This is a genomic window from Paenibacillus sp. 32O-W (assembly GCF_007679495.1).
Classification (GTDB): Bacteria; Bacillota; Bacilli; order Paenibacillales; family NBRC-103111; genus Paenibacillus_L; species Paenibacillus_L residui.
The window spans coordinates 24,648-40,196 of the sequence record NZ_VEGP01000020.1; the positions used below are offsets into that span (position 1 = coordinate 24,648).

Consider the following 15,549-nt stretch of genomic DNA (forward strand, 5'->3'; position numbering starts at 1 on the left):
CTTTTTTCAAAGCTGTCCGTTATTGCAACGATAATTGATTTAAGTATTTAACAAGCTGATCCAGCTGCTCTTCCGTCAAATTGATCTTAGGCATCTTATTGCCCGGCTTGACGGCTTGCGGGTCCCGAATCCATTTCTTTATGTTCTCATCGTTATGTTCCAGGATGCCAGCGACCAATTCACGGTCAGCGAATCCGGTCAGGTTAGGCCCCATGCTTAAGCCTTCTGCTCCGACCGCATGGCAGGACAGACAGTTGTCTTTGAAAATTTGCTCTCCCTGAGATGCTTCAGCGGTAATCGTTGCAGGTGTCTTCATCTTGTCGATCCATTCTTGGAATTCAGCCTCCGTCTTCGCCACTACTTTGAAGTCCATCAAGGCGTGGGAAGCTCCGCAAAGCTCTGCACATTTACCACGGTAAACTCCCGGTTCGTCTGCCTCCAGATGGCTGACGTTCATCATACCGGGGTTGGTGTCAATCTTCCCTCCAAGAGCAGGAATCCAGAAGGAGTGGTTAACATCGGAAGCGGTGACTTGGAACGAAACTTGCTGTCCCGCAGGAATTACAAGGTCTTGAGCGGTGATAATTCCATATTGAGGATACTCGAACTGCCACCAGAATTGATGCGCGGTTACCTTCACCTGGAGAATATCGTCGTTCTGAGTGTAGTCCTCTGAGTGCTTAAATGTATACGTAACAGTAGGAACCGCAAGAATGATCAACAGAATGATCGGAATGACGGTCCAGATCACTTCCAGCAAGTGGCTGCCTTCCACCTGCTTCGGAATGATATCCTTATCTCCCTTACGTTTCGTGAAACGCAGAAGAACGTAGGTGTAGATGGATATTACGACCACAAACACAAAAATCATGATCCCTATGCTGAGCTTTATCATGAACAGTTGTTCCCTAGCTACAGGCCCTTTGGGATCAAGCGCGGAAAGGTTAGGTTCGCCACACCCGGTCAGCAAAAACGCCAATACCGCCAGCAGGGGCATTAGACGCCATACAAATTTCCAACGATTCATCTTTTATCAACCCCAATTTTCTGTTTTAACCGCTATCACCATGGATGCGCACCGTGTCAAGAAACCTAATCACGTATTAACTATAAATTCGTTATACAGGTTTGTCAATCTTCCTAGGAAAGTTCACACAATGTTCTAAATCCTTGCCACGACTCGGTTTAGAGCCATCCGTTTTTGTCATTTCCATCTCGAAAATGCAGGTTTTGCCTTCTGGGAATGGGCATAATTTGAACTTCCTGACCCATGCTATCTATACAACGATTATTCGCAACAAGGAGGAAAAACATGCATACTCGTTTAAATCGTACGGCCTGTTTCGTTTTCATCTCGATTATGCTTCTGATTACAAGCGGCTGTTACGATCTGAAGGCCGACCGCCGGAACGCCAACAATTATGGGAGCCGCATCGAGGTCCCTGCGGAGGAGCAGGGCAACAGAACTTACGGCATTAAGCAGCAGAGCGCTTCTTTCCACGATAATAAGACATTAGCGTTCAGCCAAAGCTTGTCCCGGGAAGTGGAGGAATTGGACGGCGTCAACAGCGCTATTGTCATGCTGACGGATCGCAATGCTTACTGTGCCATTCTCGTTGACAGCTCCGCCACCGGAACGACAGGCAGTACATCTGCACGCAAAGAAACTAACAATTCCGGCACCTCACTCGGCCGATACAACCCGTTTACCTTTAACCAGTACGCAAATCCGGAGGATCTCGCAACAGGAATTAACAACTACGATACCGTCGAGGACCCCGACCGCCTGGCTCACGGCTTCAAGCAGTCTATTGCCGAGCGGATTAAAGCCGCCTATCCCTCTGTCCAGCAGGTGTATATTTCCGCTAACCGGGATTTCATTAACCAAATGAACACCTACGCACAGGAAAGCTGGAAGGGATACCCTCTGGACGGTTATGTAGAAGATTTCAACCGGACCGTCCGCCAGCTATTCAGTCGTTCCGACAATAAACCCGTCCGGTAAGCTCTGCAGCCTTCCCCCCGGCCCCCGATCCCGGGATAAGCCGGGAAGGCTGCGGCCTTGGGCAGCGTTCTTTGCCCGAGCCTGTCCGGAAAATCTACATATTAAAGTAGTAGGTATTCCTTGAGTTAAACTTTATAGACCAGATTTTAGCGCAAAATATGGTATCCTTAATATGAATCCTTATTACGCAAGGAGGTTGCGCTTTAATGAAAATCATATCTATCGAGCCGACGCCTAGTCCGAATTCGATGAAAATCAATCTGGACGAGAAGCTTCCTGACGGCGTCCGCAAGGAATATAGCCCTACTAATAAAGATCAAGCCCCCGAGAGCCTGCAGCGGCTTCTGGACATTGAAGGCGTGACCGGTATTTATCACGCCGCCGATTTTATCGCCATTGACCGTCACCCGAGAGGGGACTGGCAGCGGATTCTCACCGAGGCAAGGGAAATCCTCGGCGAGAGCGATCAGGCGGTGGCCGGCTCGGCTGCCGGGCCGGCTCCTGAAGCGGAAGCCCCGGCAGCCTTCGGTGAAGTGAAGGTGCTGGTCCAGACGTTCCGCGGAATCCCCATGCAAATTCGGGTGAGCAACGGAACGGAGGAACAGCGTGCCGCTCTCCCCGAGCGCTTCTCACAAGCGGCCATGACCGCCGGCCTGGCCTCTCCCAATTTGATCAAGGAACGCAAATTGGAGGAGCAGGGCGTCCGCTATGGAGAGCTTAAGGACGTTCTGGAAGAGGTAGTTCGCGAATACGATGCAGCCTACGACCAGCAACGTCTGGAAGCTATGATCGAGCAGGCTGCCCAGCAAGCGCCCGGCGAAACCGTCGTAGAAGAGGCCGCGTCGCTGGATGAGCTGGCTTCGGCGATGGAGAGCAGCGATTGGCGGACCCGCTATGCCGCTCTGGAAAGAATAGAGCCGACCGAAGAAGCTATCCCCCTGCTCTCCCGGGCACTGGATGATCCGCAGATGTCCATCCGCCGGTTGGCGACCGTATACCTGGGCGATATTAAAACTCCGGAAGTGCTGCCCTTGCTCTTCAAGGCCTTGAAGGACAAGACCGTGGCCGTTCGCAGAACGGCAGGAGATACGCTGTCCGACCTTGGTGATCCCGCTGCCATTGGTCCAATGGCAGATGCCCTGAAGGATACGAACAAGCTTGTCCGCTGGAGAGCGGCCCGGTTTCTGTATGAAACCGGCGATGAGACAGCCCTGCCGGCCTTGAAAGCGGCGAAGGACGATCCCGAGTTTGAAGTAAGCATGCAGATTAACATGGCCATAGAGCGGATCGAGGGCGGGGAGGCGGCTCTAGGATCAGTATGGCAGCAGATGACGAACCGCAATCGGGATTAGAGAGTAAATGTAAATTATCCTTTTTCTCTCAACGGGGACCGGTCAACCGACCGGTCCTTCTAATGTCATTGAGCCTGTTCCGCCAATCTTCGCCCTTGCTCATAATCGTTCGGGGCGCTGAATTGCGTCCCGGTCTGCTCCAAGTTTACGGCCGTTGCCCCAGATGCTTGTCTATCAGCTCCATCTTCATATTCCATAATTTCTGGCTCAATGATACGGGATACAGCTCCGGATTAAGCTTGCGCAAATATTCCGGCCAGAATAATTTTAGCTGCTCCTTGTGATGCTGACGGATTTGTTCCAAACCGGGAAGAGAATAAACCTGTTTCCCTTCTATATAAATCGGCTTAAGTATCGGATAGGCATCATAATTGGCAACCGTCTTGCGAATGAATGTATGGGTCGGATTGAACAGCTTGAGGCTCTGCCCCTGAACGGCATCCTCCTCCCCCTGGAGAGCGATATAGTCCCCTTCCGCCTTGCCTGTTGCGCGGTTGACTATCCGATAAACCTCTTTAATGCCCGGGGTCGTAATTTTCTCGGGATTTCCGGATATTTTGATCGCGGGAACATACTCCCCATCGACCTCCCTGGCCACCAGCTTGTAAATCCCTCCCAGCGAGGGCTGGTCTCCGGCTGTAATCAACTGAGTCCCGACTCCCCATACATCAATCTTGGCCCCTTGGGCCTTCAGATTGAATATCGTATTCTCGTCCAAATCGTTGGATGCGGTAATCTTGACCTCGTTAAGCCCTGCTTCATCGAGCATTTGCCTTGCCCTTATGGACAGGTAAGCGAGATCTCCGCTGTCCAGACGAATTCCGAGCAGCTTCTTCCCCTGCTCCTTCAGCTTCAAGCCTACCTTGATGGCGTTCGGAACTCCGGACTTGAGCGTATCATAGGTATCTACCAGCAGAATTACCTGTCCCGGCAGTGCAGCGGCAAAACGCTCGAATGCCTCCTCTTCGGATTCGTGGCTCTGGACCCAGGCGTGAGCATGGGTCCCTTTGGTCGGGATGCCGAACCTCATCCCCGCAAGCACATTGGAGGTACCGTCGAAGCCCGCAATATAAGCTGCCCGCGCCCCCCATAACGCTGCATCGGCTTCCTGGGCACGTCGTGTTCCGAACTCCAGCAGCTGATCGTCGCCGGCCACTTGCTTGATTCTTGCCGCTTTGGTCGCCAGCAGCGTCTGATAATTCATGAAGTTAAGCATGGCCGTCTCTATCAATTGAGCTTCGAACACCCTGGCTTCCACTCTTATGAGAGGCTCATTCGGGAACGCGAGAGTCCCCTCTTCCATGGAATAAAGATTACCGGTAAACCGGAAATTCCGAAGCTCCTCGAGAAATCTCGGATCGTACCGCTCCTCTTGTCCGGCCAAATATTGAATCGCGGCTTCATCGAATTTCAATTCATTTAAATAATTAACAATTCTTTCCAACCCTGCGAAAACCGCGAATCCATTGCCGAAGGGCAGCTTGCGAAAATAAGCGTCAAAGACGGTTTTACAGTTGTGGGTTCCGTTATACCAATGCGCATACATCATGTTGATTTGATATTTATCCGTATGCAAAGCTAAGTTTGCTAAATCCAATGCGGGTCCTCCTATTCCTTAACGACCGATCCGGCGTTGACAATCGTAGCGCCCAATGTTCCTCTGAAATGAGAAAGCGCCCAGTCATGTCCTGCCGGATTGAAGCTGGCCACCGCATCCTGATGAATAAAGATTTGAAAGCCTTTGTTATAAGCCTCAACAGCAGTATGCAGGACACAAATATCCGTACATACTCCAACAAGATGCACCTCTTTAATTCCCCGTTCCTTAAGCTGAGCCTCCAGATCCGTACCGTGAAAAGCGCTGTATCTTGTTTTATCCATCCAGTAAATGCGATCCTTGTATTTGTCGTACACTTCTTTCAATTGACCGTATAATTCCCGGCCGCTGGTTCCTCTGATATTGTGCGGCGGAAAGAGGAGCGTCTCCGGATGATCCGGGTCATTCTCTTCGTGCAAATCGACCGCCATCACGACAAAGTCTCCCCGTTCTGTAAATTCCCGCGTCAACTCCGCCATGCGTCCTTCAATCGCTATGGCCGGTTCGCCGCAGGGCAGCTTTCCTTCCACAAAATCATAAGTATAATCGATGACAATCAAAGCTTTCATTGCTTACCCTCCTCGGTTATCGGCAGAACGGCCGGGCCCGACGTTCCATCTTCGGTACCAGGCAAGAATGGCAAGCCCTTCCTCCGCCGGCATTCCTTTAATCCGAAACTCGGTGCCTCCCCCGCCTGAGGCGACTGTCGCTTTGGCCGTGCACAGCCCTTTCCTTAATTGGAAGGGATGGCGGCCGACGCTGTAAGACTGGATCCTTCCTCTGGGAATGATGGCCGTCATCCGGCTGATTCGCCGATATCGGAAAATAACCTTATCCGCATCGACGATCCAGCCTGCCGTTTTATATTTCCACCAGCCAAGCAGCAGGAACAGAACGACCAATCCCCAGCCGATTGCCCCCCATTTTGTAAAATAGCCTATAATTAATGTAAGGACGGCGAGTACGGCCGGTACGGGAAACAAATAACCGGGCAATGCTTTACGGGATACCGGAGTATAAGCTTTATCCTCTTCCTGCACAAACACGGGGGCAAATTCCTTAAGAAAATCTCTGATCTCATCTTTGCGCAGCAAAGGAAACAACAGGGTGGACTCCCCTTTCTCATTGCCATACCCGACACTCTCCACCTGGATGGAGGCCAGGCCGAACGGCTGCCAAACCGGTTCCTCGACAATCACTATCGCCTGAATTCTTCTGATCGGCAGCGTCACCCTCTTGATTTCGAGCAGCCCCCGCTCGATAAGCAGCTCATCTCCGTCCCGCGTGACGGTAAAATTGGCGAACCGGATCATAGCGGACAGAATAGCGACCAGTACAGCCAGCAATAAAATACATAATACCGCGAGGATCAGCATTCGCCAACCCCAACGGGCCACATTGCTGTAAAGAAATAAGTTCGGGAACCATTCATCCAGCTGTGTAAAGGCGGCAAATATAAGGGAAAACGCGACACCCAGACTCCCCGAAGTAAGTCCGGCAATGAACAATTGCCCGAACGGCAGCCTTCGGCTGGGTTTAGGCATAATAACATTGTCCTTGGCAGGCTCGAGCACCTCGGCGGGTGAGTCGAACCTCTCCTCCGGACCGCTATCCGCATCTTCTCTCTCCCGTTCGTCGCCCAATTCCTGCGTGTCCCGAACCGCTTCAGCCCTCTTCCGGCCCCGCAGTTCAAGCTGCAGATCAGCCGCAGCCTCCTTGGTCACCGCCGTCAGGACGGCTTCCGGCTTCTGGCCCCCCGCAGTCTGAACCTGCACCCGGACCAGGCCGAACAATCTGTGCAGCAGGCCTTCCGTGAGATCAATGCTTTGTATCCGTTCATAAGGAATGTACTGCCTTTTCTTAAAAAATACACCTTGATAGACAAACAATTTGCCGTCTTTAGTCCCATAACGAAATACTGCCCATGACCATATCCCCGAAACGATAGCCAGAACGAGGAACACGGCCCCGAACAGGATTCTGTAGGAATATTCTCCCGTTGCGCTTTGCCCCCTGAAAAACTGGGAAACAAAAATGATCAGAAGAGGAAGAAGAAAATCTTTAAGCGCACGCAGAGCCAGCAAAACCGAACTCAGTGGATGAAGCCGTTTTCCTTCAGACGTCTTCATTGGAAACCCTCGCTAACTCGGCAATCCGATCCCGGACCTGATCAGCAGTTTCATTGGCCAATGCGGGAATCTCATGGCCCCCTGCCGCCGTGGAGAAAGTTACGGTGGACAGCCCGAATTTACGCATAATCGGTCCTTGATTCGTATCGACATGCTGCACCCGGACCATCGGAATAATCGTTCGGGTCCGGAAGATGATGCCTCTCTGCAAATCGATTTCTTCCTCGCGGATCTCATAGCGCCAGCGGTGCCAGCTCCACTTGGGAACGATTACGACAAACCACACCGTCCCTATGGCAATCAATGCCCATACTATGGCGGAAATCCAGTAGGGCCAATCAAATTTAATGGTCAAGAACAGCAGAACTCCGCCGGCCGCCGCCATCAGAAATGACGTAATGGCGCCCTCCCATCTCCAGACGGTCAAGGCGCGAATATCTATCTTGTGCCTGGGTTCCGGGCGCATAGGGTACAACTCCTTCACTACACTCGAATGACTTCAAATTTACATTCATGACTTAAGTTTAAACCAGGATCCTAATGTACTATTGTAACGCAAAACGTTCCCTAATAACCGTTGGTTGATTGCATCCTCCCGGTTATTCGACTCGTACGGCCTTCTTCTGGGCTATTAAACAAAGCTCGGCGGCCTTGAAGGCATGCTCCTGAGTCATGGCCTCCTCCGTCCTGTTCAGACAGTCCAGAATAAGCCGGCCGAAGTAAGGGAAGCCGACTTTGCCGCGGACGGATATATGCTGTTCCCCGTCCCGGTTAACCAAATAAACATGGTCCCCTTGCGGATCTCTGGCCACATCCGTATACTTGCGAAGCTCAATCGTTCCTTCCGTGCCCAGAATGATCGTTCTCCCGTCTCCCCACACCCCAAGGCCATCCGGAGTAAACCAGTCTACCCTGAAGTAATGGGTTGCTCCGTTATCTCCTATCAGAGTGGCATCTCCGAAATCCTCAAGCTCGGGATACTGTTTATTATGATAGTTTGCTACCTTGCTGCTGACCACCTCTGCTTCCTTCACGCCGGCAAAGGTAAGGAACTGTTCGATCTGATGGCTTCCGATATCACATAGAATGCCCCCGTACTGCTCCTTCCGAAAAAACCAATCCGGACGCGATGAAGCATTCAACCGGTGCGGACCGAGACCCAGCACCTGCAGAACCCGGCCGATTCTTCCTTCACGAATGAGCTGCTCGGCATACACGGAGCTTTCGACATGCAGCCGCTCGCTGTAGTACACCGCATATTTGCGCCCGGTTTCGCGAACCTTCACCCTGGCGGACTCCAGCTGCTCCAATGTAGTGAACGGAGCTTTGTCGGTGAAATAGTCTTTGCCGTGGTCCATAACCCGCAATCCCAACGCACAGCGTTCGGAAGGAATTTTGGCCCCGGCCACCAGCTTGATCTCCGGATCATTCAGTATTCTTTCTTCGCTATCGGCAATCTGCACCTGAGGATAGCGCTTTTGAAAATTGGCGCATTTCACCGGGTCCGGATCATATACCCATTTCAACTCGGCTCCTGCCTCCAGCAAGCCGTTGCACATCCCGTAAATATGTCCGTGATCCAGACCGATGGCGGCGATTTGAAATTCCCCTTTGCCGCAAACGGCATTCGCCTTGCCGGTCGGCGCGTAATTCATCCCATCTTTTGCTTGCATTCCTATTCTCCAGCTCCCTTCGACTAACTTCTGTTTATAGTGTAATGAATTGTCACCCAATTGGCAAAGCATCCTTTGGATAAATTTCTCAACATTTTGTAGTTTCAATCCTCCTGTTGATGTTTATTAACTTCATGAAGGCAAATCAAACAGAATGCCTCGAATGGATAAGGAGGAGAAATACGTGAAGAAAACCGGATTTTTGTTGTTGTCGGTAGTCATGGCGGTAATGTTGGTGTTGACCGGATGCGGAGACGGAGGCGGCAGCCCTGTAGATTCCGGAACGACTCCTTCTGAAAATGGAAGCACAGATCTCGGAACCGGCGGGAAGCTTAACGATTCTCTGGGAGATACGGATAAAGAAGCTCCCGGCAGCGATATCGGCGATAGCAAAGAGGGTACAGGAGACTAATCCTGTTCAAAAAAAAGCGGGGCACCTTAAACAAGGTGCCTCTTTATTTTGTTTCCATTTATTTTCTTTTTGCCTATTTACAAAATATTCCGTCATATATTACAATACGAGTAAATATATTTGACCGAGTAATTTAAAGAGGATGTGTGACAGTATTGAATCAACTACCCTATTTAATGATCGATAAATTCGATCAGCTTAAAGCGTTGAGTGATCCGTTCCGGGCCCGAATCGTCATGCTGTTGATTGAAAACTCCTATACCGGGCAACAACTGGCGCAGCAACTGGAAATCCCCCGTTCGAAAATCCATTACCATCTCAATGAATTGGAAAAGAACGAATTGATTCGGGTCAACCGGACCGAAGTGAAGAACGGAATCATCCAGAAATTTTACCGTTCTGTCGCCAGAGGCTTCTTTCCGTCTCCCGACCTGCTCCCCCATGCCACAGAAGTCAGTGATTACTTCCGGGAGAGTACGATCTCCAGCTTGGACCGTGCCAAGTTAAGGGCTCTTTCCGCTCCCGAACGAGCTTTTCAGCATACTTCCCCCGACAAGAACTCCTGGCCCCGGACTTCAATGCAAGCCGAGGTAAGAGCAACGGAAGAACAATTCGTAGAATGGCTGCGCAAATTCAGGAAGCTGGTCGCTGAGCTAGCCGAAATAGAATGCGGGGATGAAGGAAATTTGTACTATATTTCTACGGTCGCTTTTGAAATTGACGAACCTTGGTTCAATATCGAAGACGAAAATCAAGGAGGGCTCTCCTTCGATGAGAACAGCGAGAAGATAGACCCGCCGAATAAAGAAAATCTTGATAAGCAGTAAATTTTATAGAGCAATAAGGAGGCTGGAACCATGTTCATGGATTATTGGGCGAAAGAGAAATTCGCCGAGGAAAGACAACGGGAAACCGAGAGAGAGGCCCGCCACCGTTGGAAGGAAATGTCGGATGCCTGCTCCCCTTCCACTATCGGAGCCGATGTCTCTTCCTACGAGTCTCTTCAACGGAAAGCAATGAGAGTGCTGGAGGACATGCTGAACAACGGCAAACCGGAGAACAGGCTGCGCGCAGCGGAGATTATTCTGAAAAATATGCCTAGGGCTGGGAGCGGCGGTATCTGCTGAAATGCCGTATCATTCGGAGGGCTTCCGAGCAAGCCCTCCTTAAACGTTGTGCCATTTCATTTACTACGGCCTTCCAGCGGCAAGCCTGCAATAAGGCGGCTTTTTAACGATAACCATTTATTCACGCCATGCTACGTTTTGATGGGAGAAAGCCTGCTCATTTACTACGGCCTTCCAGCGGCAAATCTGCAGTAAGGCAGCTTTTCAATCGACAACTATTTGGGCCCTCCGCTGTAATAACGCCAAGCTTTTCGCTGAAGTATTTCAAATCGACTCAAATTGATGTATAATCGCTCGGGCCCGCTATATGGCGTGAAAGGGGTCACCGAGGAACGGACGGCAAACTGTTCTCAGACAGCTAATGCTTATGTCCAAAAGAGTTCACTATAAAACGAAAAATTCCGGTGCTAGCGGTGCTGAATAATCGCAAACCCCGGATCGTCCGCCGGATGGTGTAAGACAAGCAAAACTGCACGTCTTTTTGGAAAACACCGCGGAGTGCCCTATTCTAAAGCGATAATGCACGTCTTTTTGAAGAAAAGTCGCCACATACCTGATTCTAGAGCAATAATGCACGTCTTTGGAGCGATTTTTTGCGAAATGGCCCCATTTTGTGAAAAAGACCTGCACATTTGAGCGTCTTTCGCCTTCTTTTTGGAAAAAGGCACGATTTTAATGTATTTTTGCTCGTCTTTGTGATGTCTTCACCGCCCCGGATGAACGATGGCGTACAAAGACGACGCTGACAGTTATCCCCTTGCTATTTTCAAGTGTTGCAGCACTTTCAGTACTTTGAAAGCCGGTTTAATTTCATTTGGAAGTTGATTCGGTTGTACGATTTGCTCTATCCTATAGAGGACACCTCTTCTTTATGGCAGTGATTGCTTGACACTCTCACTTTACCAAACGAAGCGGTGTTTTTCTATTTTTCAACTTTTGTATTTAATCCGCTGCTTTTTCAAAATACAAGAAAGTATAAGTTTTCACCTTATACCTGTTCTTACCACATTAGAAAGTTTAAGTTCATTAAAGCATTAAAATGGAACAAACTTTCTAACTGGCATAAAAAGCTTTCTCTAATACCGGGTTATTCATCTTCGAGATGGCTTCGTTAGGAGCTTTTTTTATATTTCATAGGTAAACGCGCCTGTCCAAAGGACGGCGATAGCCGTTTATCCTTGGTTGTATCAAGCATTTAAACCGGTTTTCGCTCTGCGAAAGTTGAGTTAGTATGATATACCCCCCCAATTTCCCACAAAATGGATTTTTTCTTAATTCTAAAGTACCATTTCCGCCCAGGAATCGAATCCTAACCCTTCCCCTTGCGTATAAAATACAACCAGGCAGCGAATCTCCTTTCCATACAAGATAAATTGCTATACATCTTTATACATAATACATAGATTTGGGGAGTGATGAGATGAGAAGGGCCATCGGCTTGGTTTTCTTTGTGGTTATCTTGGCTCTGTTGGCGGGATGCAAAGAAGGCCGTTCCTTTACCATCGACAAGGTGGATATTCGGGCGCAGCTCCTGGAAGATGGGGATCTGTACGTCGAAGAACTGTATACTTATCAATTTGAGGGAGAATTCAACGGTACTACGCGGAAGCTCAAGAGCGGCGGTCATGATGGGGTCGAGTTTTTCGAAGCTTATCTTCCGCCTGCGAACGCGAAGCTGGGCGGCTTTTCTTATAAGGAAGCTGATCAATTGACAACGGAGCTGAGTGATAATACTTACCGGATCCATACCAAGTCGAAAGACGAAATCAAGCAGGTCTACTACCGGTACCGCCTGGATCATGCCGTTTGGAAATATTCGGATACCGCCGAATTCTACTGGGCTTTCTTCGATTCGGATAATGAGACCGATTTGCATAACATGTCCATCGAGATCATGCTGCCCCAACCGGTCGACTCGGGGGAAGTAAGCTATTTTTTTCATGATAAGACAGGAGGCCACATTACCGGGACTTCCGGCCGTTCCATCCATTACGAGACGGAGCTGATGCCGGCCGGACAGAAGTCGGAGTTCCGCCTGTTGTTCCCTGCGGAATGGCTGCCGGATTCCCCATTGACTGCAGAAGAGAACCGCAAGGAGTCCATTCTCGCCAGGGAACAGAAGCTGCAGACCAGATACGAGCAGCGCGGGGCAAAACTGGCCTATGCGGAAGACATAATAAAAATGGCTTCCTGCATAATTCTGCTGGGCATCCTATATTTCGCCCTGCTGACTCCCTACAAGCTGACGGGCTTAGCCGGCAGGCATATTTCACGGGATGAGCTGGAAGCCCTCGATCCTTTGTTCGTCGCTTATATACACCGTAACGGCAAACTGATTCCAAAGGACATTACCGCCGGCCTATTTTCCTTATATCAAAAGGGCTGGATAGAAATCAGGAAAATTCCTGCCAGTCTACATTATAGACAAGATCCGAAGGCACCGAAGGAAACGTTCCGATTCACATTCACCGGCGACCAACGCCTGCTTAATGAATATGAAACGGGATTTCGTCGGTTGGCTGTTTAAGAATATACCCGGAAGAAATCGTTCCTTCTCTCTGGAATCCATCTCCGGACCGTCCAAAGAGGAACGCAATAATGGAAAAGCGATGGAAGCTTACCGCAGAAGAAAGAAGAAATTCGATGAGAGATTCGAGGCATGGAAACAAAAGGTGCTGCATCATGAACGGTTCGCACCGTTCTTCAAGAACAATAAGGCGGTTGCATGGGTAGTATCGACTCTAACCGTCTTCCTCTATGCCATGACCCTATATCTCTACTATGCGGATGTAAGCTCGTGGACCGCTATGGGCTGGGCCGGCGTTATTCTTGGGGCGGTTGCCGCAGTCGCCATAGCATTATGGCGGTCGACCTGGACTTTTTTGATCTACGGTGTCATATGCTTCTTTACCGTCGCCCAGATCACCTTTAGCCATGCTATATTTCTGTTTACAGGAACGATCCTTCTGTCCATGATTCTCCGGCTGCTGCTGCCGCTGCGAGTCCCTACTACGGAAGGTGCCCACTACAAAGCAGCCGTGGCCAAATGGAGAAGAGCATTGAAACGTAAAAGGTACCCCGCAGGGACAGAAGCTGCCCGGTTGGAACGGCTGATGCAGTATGCTCTTATTCTCAACATTTCCAAGCCGTTCGCTAAGCATCATGCGAGCTTCGAGAGCTACAAGGAGCTGGAGAAGGCGTTCCCTCTAATCTCCATTCCGCATAGTACAACGAAATCTTTCAATCACACCTATGATTCCTGGAGTACGTGGGGGGGCTCGTATAGCTCCGGGGGAGGCAGCAGCTCTGGAGGTGGTGGAGGCGGAGGCGATTCCGGGGGTGGGGGCGGTGCCGGCGCTTTCTAGCTTGGTTGGACGATTCAGCTGTCGAAATCAGCCCCGGGAAGCAGCAGCGGCCAAGACCTTCCTTCAATAGGAGGCCCGGCTGCTGTTTTTATTGTGGCCCATTAGATAGCGTCAAACAAGTGCCCCCCATTTATTTCCTATCCCCGAGATTATCGGCTAGAAATAAGTGATCGCTGCCTTTATTAGGTCCCAATTACGGATGATGTTCACGAAACAGACCTCTTATTGGGTTCGTTCTTGGTTATGCTTTCGAAAACAATACAAAGTGCATCGGACGGACTTTCCGCCCATTCAGATGCACGGTGCGAGCAAACAAACATCGCTTCAAGCAGCGAACCTGTTCCATAACATTCAGCCTTCGGAACGGAGTCGGGATTCCGTGATCTCCTTCAGCCTCCGCTGTACAAGATGAACGGCTATGGCATCGTCCAAATAGCCGAACGGAAAGATATAATCCGGTATAATATCGGTCGATAAAATAAAATAAAGCAGCCCGCTGCCGAGAACGGCCCGCTCCTCCGGCGACGCCTGCCCCTCTTCATAGATTCGGTACATATCGCTTAATTGATTTATGAAAGGCCCCGCCCCGCTTACCTGATCCAGCTTGGCCCGAAAATCGCTATGGATGACCTGCTGCCCTTCCTTGGTCCGGGCATATTGCTCGTATTTGTTCAGCTCCTGTTCGATCCGCTCTACCGTAAAATGCTCGTGGAACCATTGGGAAGAGGCCAGCACCTCATAAATAATCGAGACGATTTCATCGATCTGAGACGGATTTTCCTCCAGCGGCTCCCCGACCGCATAGCCTGCCGCCCGAAACAACTGCTCCGCCGGCACCTGCAAATGGTCGGACAGCTTGCGCAGATGGTCCGGCTTGGCCTGCTGTTTGCCATTGATAATCCGTGAAATGGTCGCTGTATGAATACCGGTCCGTTCACTCAATTTCCGCATCGAGAGCGAACGCTCCCGCAGCAGGTCCTTCAGTAACGAGCCGAGAGGAAGCTCCCTGGAATCGACTGACATCGTCTGCTTCCCTCCTTACGGGCATAGAAATGCCATCTGTATAGACTAGTCTATACAGTCTACGAACCCCTGCCGGACAGTATGACAAAAACAGAATTCCCACCATACTCGGGATCATAAAGAAAGAGAGATAAGGCAGAGACAGGACTCGAAACACCGCGCGCGACTCCCAGCGCGCGGTGTTTGGCGTCGCATGACGGTGGTCAACCACATGCGGAAAGAATCAAGGCCTCGGAGCACAACCCTCCGAAGCCTTCTTCCATTGAAATGCCCCTCTAGCATAGCGAATTTTAGCAAGCCGTGACGAACTACTTGGATTCCGCATCAGATCGATAAGTGAACAGAAACTCCGGCGCATCGGCAAAGATATCATTGATTTCCTCAACAATATCGACCCACTTTCCTCCGCGGGCCATCGCAAGCGCCAAATTGTCCGCCGTATTCTCCACATGATAGCCATCCAGAAGCTGTGCCGTCCGAGAGAACAACTCATGAGCGGTGCGAAGGTAATTCAACTCCGTCTCCTGCAGCGGCCCCTCGTGACTTCCTATCGTCCCCAACGCATTATTGATCTCCGTGAACCAGGCTTGAGGAGTATATTTTATCGTTCGGAACGGCTCCCCCTTGACCTCTTCCGCCCCAGCAATTAAAGCAGGGATGGCCTGATTGAAGCGGTAAGCCAAGCCTGCCTGATACTTATAGCTGAGCCTCTGTTCCATCTCGTGATCCTGCAGCAGGCTTCCGGTGGCATCGCGCAGGATTCCGGCAAACATAATCGCATCATAGTAATGCAGAATTAACTGCTTTCCCCGGTCTACCTCCGCTTGCTGACGTTCCGTCATGTTATGATTGATAAAATATAGATT

General features: G+C 50.4%; 15 protein-coding genes. 7 read left to right on the forward strand and 8 right to left on the reverse strand.

Annotation, left to right across the window (positions count from 1 at the left end):
* Nucleotides 1-19: 19 nt before the first annotated feature.
* A complete protein-coding gene (gene coxB, locus FS806_RS10250) occupies nucleotides 20-1,027 on the reverse strand; it encodes a cytochrome c oxidase subunit II (RefSeq protein ID WP_144935435.1) in 1,008 nt (335 codons plus the stop codon).
* 285 nt (nucleotides 1,028-1,312) lie between these two features.
* On the opposite strand from coxB, the gene FS806_RS10255 reads away from it, so the two are divergent.
* Both FS806_RS10255 and FS806_RS10260 read left to right on the forward strand, forming a co-directional pair.
* The gene (locus FS806_RS10255; protein WP_186328310.1) at nucleotides 1,313-2,005 is read left to right on the forward strand and encodes a YhcN/YlaJ family sporulation lipoprotein; all 693 of its coding nucleotides are present in this window, start codon (nucleotides 1,313-1,315) and stop codon (nucleotides 2,003-2,005) included.
* 206 nt (nucleotides 2,006-2,211) lie between these two features.
* A complete protein-coding gene (locus FS806_RS10260) occupies nucleotides 2,212-3,357 on the forward strand; it encodes a conserved virulence factor C family protein (protein ID WP_144935441.1) in 1,146 nt (381 codons plus the stop codon).
* A 145-nt stretch (nucleotides 3,358-3,502) separates the two neighbouring features.
* Here the strand turns inward: FS806_RS10260 and FS806_RS10265 are convergent, their stop codons facing one another.
* The 5 genes from FS806_RS10265 to FS806_RS10285 all read right to left on the reverse strand — a co-directional run bounded on the left by FS806_RS10265 (nucleotide 3,503) and on the right by FS806_RS10285 (nucleotide 8,756).
* On the reverse strand, nucleotides 3,503-4,906 hold the full coding sequence (locus tag FS806_RS10265) for a nicotinate phosphoribosyltransferase (protein WP_370451720.1): 1,404 nt from the start codon (nucleotides 4,904-4,906) through the stop codon (nucleotides 3,503-3,505).
* Nucleotides 4,907-4,965: 59 nt separating this feature from the next.
* Entirely contained in the window at nucleotides 4,966-5,523 is a 558-nt protein-coding gene (locus FS806_RS10270) for a cysteine hydrolase family protein (protein ID WP_144935447.1), read from the reverse strand.
* A 3-nt stretch (nucleotides 5,524-5,526) separates the two neighbouring features.
* The gene (locus FS806_RS10275; protein WP_144935450.1) at nucleotides 5,527-7,083 is read right to left on the reverse strand and encodes a PH domain-containing protein; all 1,557 of its coding nucleotides are present in this window, start codon (nucleotides 7,081-7,083) and stop codon (nucleotides 5,527-5,529) included.
* On the reverse strand, nucleotides 7,070-7,549 hold the full coding sequence (locus FS806_RS10280; protein WP_144935453.1) for a PH domain-containing protein: 480 nt from the start codon (nucleotides 7,547-7,549) through the stop codon (nucleotides 7,070-7,072). Before FS806_RS10280 ends, FS806_RS10275 begins: the two co-directional genes overlap by 14 nt.
* A 133-nt stretch (nucleotides 7,550-7,682) precedes the next feature.
* Nucleotides 7,683-8,756: a Gfo/Idh/MocA family protein gene (locus FS806_RS10285; RefSeq protein WP_144935455.1), complete on the reverse strand. Its 1,074-nt coding sequence runs from the start codon at nucleotides 8,754-8,756 to the stop codon at nucleotides 7,683-7,685.
* 184 nt (nucleotides 8,757-8,940) lie between these two features.
* Here FS806_RS10285 and FS806_RS10290 point away from each other — a divergent pair, with 184 nt between their 5' ends.
* The 5 genes from FS806_RS10290 (at nucleotide 8,941) to FS806_RS10310 (ending at nucleotide 13,660) form a co-directional block, all read left to right on the forward strand.
* Nucleotides 8,941-9,168: a hypothetical protein gene (locus FS806_RS10290; RefSeq protein ID WP_144935458.1), complete on the forward strand. Its 228-nt coding sequence runs from the start codon at nucleotides 8,941-8,943 to the stop codon at nucleotides 9,166-9,168.
* A 155-nt stretch (nucleotides 9,169-9,323) separates the two neighbouring features.
* On the forward strand, nucleotides 9,324-9,995 hold the full coding sequence (locus tag FS806_RS10295; RefSeq protein WP_144935461.1) for an ArsR/SmtB family transcription factor: 672 nt from the start codon (nucleotides 9,324-9,326) through the stop codon (nucleotides 9,993-9,995).
* 30 nt (nucleotides 9,996-10,025) lie between these two features.
* On the forward strand, nucleotides 10,026-10,295 hold the full coding sequence (locus FS806_RS10300; protein ID WP_144935464.1) for a hypothetical protein: 270 nt from the start codon (nucleotides 10,026-10,028) through the stop codon (nucleotides 10,293-10,295).
* Between the two features lie 1,420 nt (nucleotides 10,296-11,715).
* Entirely contained in the window at nucleotides 11,716-12,822 is a 1,107-nt protein-coding gene (locus FS806_RS10305; protein WP_144935466.1) for a DUF2207 domain-containing protein, read from the forward strand.
* Nucleotides 12,785-13,660 (forward strand): DUF2207 domain-containing protein, encoded by an 876-nt coding sequence (locus FS806_RS10310; protein WP_144935469.1) that lies wholly within the window; start codon nucleotides 12,785-12,787, stop codon nucleotides 13,658-13,660. Before FS806_RS10305 ends, FS806_RS10310 begins: the two co-directional genes overlap by 38 nt.
* A 351-nt stretch (nucleotides 13,661-14,011) precedes the next feature.
* Here FS806_RS10310 and FS806_RS10315 read toward each other — a convergent pair whose 3' ends face one another.
* Both FS806_RS10315 and FS806_RS10320 read right to left on the reverse strand, forming a co-directional pair.
* Nucleotides 14,012-14,683: a helix-turn-helix domain-containing protein gene (locus FS806_RS10315; protein WP_144935472.1), complete on the reverse strand. Its 672-nt coding sequence runs from the start codon at nucleotides 14,681-14,683 to the stop codon at nucleotides 14,012-14,014.
* Nucleotides 14,684-14,991: 308 nt separating this feature from the next.
* Nucleotides 14,992-15,525 carry a hypothetical protein gene (locus FS806_RS10320; protein WP_222126637.1) on the reverse strand — a complete coding sequence of 178 codons (534 nt, stop codon included), beginning with the start codon at nucleotides 15,523-15,525 and terminating at the stop codon, nucleotides 14,992-14,994.
* Between the last annotated feature and the right edge of the window lie 24 nt (nucleotides 15,526-15,549).

What these genes read in the sequence shown, in the direction of transcription:
- FS806_RS10315 (WP_144935472.1), bottom strand. Translation starts at nt 14,683, where the DNA reads ATGTCAGTCGATTCCAGGGAGCTTCCTCTCGGCTCGTTACTGAAGGAC.
- FS806_RS10310 (WP_144935469.1), top strand. Translation starts at nt 12,785, where the DNA reads ATGAATATGAAACGGGATTTCGTCGGTTGGCTGTTTAAGAATATACCC.
- FS806_RS10265 (WP_370451720.1), bottom strand. Translation starts at nt 4,906, where the DNA reads ATGATGTATGCGCATTGGTATAACGGAACCCACAACTGTAAAACCGTC.
- FS806_RS10320 (WP_222126637.1), bottom strand. Translation starts at nt 15,525, where the DNA reads ATGACGGAACGTCAGCAAGCGGAGGTAGACCGGGGAAAGCAGTTAATT.
- FS806_RS10280 (WP_144935453.1), bottom strand. Translation starts at nt 7,549, where the DNA reads ATGCGCCCGGAACCCAGGCACAAGATAGATATTCGCGCCTTGACCGTC.
- FS806_RS10270 (WP_144935447.1), bottom strand. Translation starts at nt 5,523, where the DNA reads ATGAAAGCTTTGATTGTCATCGATTATACTTATGATTTTGTGGAAGGA.
- FS806_RS10305 (WP_144935466.1), top strand. Translation starts at nt 11,716, where the DNA reads ATGAGAAGGGCCATCGGCTTGGTTTTCTTTGTGGTTATCTTGGCTCTG.
- FS806_RS10285 (WP_144935455.1), bottom strand. Translation starts at nt 8,756, where the DNA reads ATGCAAGCAAAAGATGGGATGAATTACGCGCCGACCGGCAAGGCGAAT.
- FS806_RS10275 (WP_144935450.1), bottom strand. Translation starts at nt 7,083, where the DNA reads ATGAAGACGTCTGAAGGAAAACGGCTTCATCCACTGAGTTCGGTTTTG.
- FS806_RS10255 (WP_186328310.1), top strand. Translation starts at nt 1,313, where the DNA reads ATGCATACTCGTTTAAATCGTACGGCCTGTTTCGTTTTCATCTCGATT.
- coxB (WP_144935435.1), bottom strand. Translation starts at nt 1,027, where the DNA reads ATGAATCGTTGGAAATTTGTATGGCGTCTAATGCCCCTGCTGGCGGTA.
- FS806_RS10300 (WP_144935464.1), top strand. Translation starts at nt 10,026, where the DNA reads ATGTTCATGGATTATTGGGCGAAAGAGAAATTCGCCGAGGAAAGACAA.
- FS806_RS10260 (WP_144935441.1), top strand. Translation starts at nt 2,212, where the DNA reads ATGAAAATCATATCTATCGAGCCGACGCCTAGTCCGAATTCGATGAAA.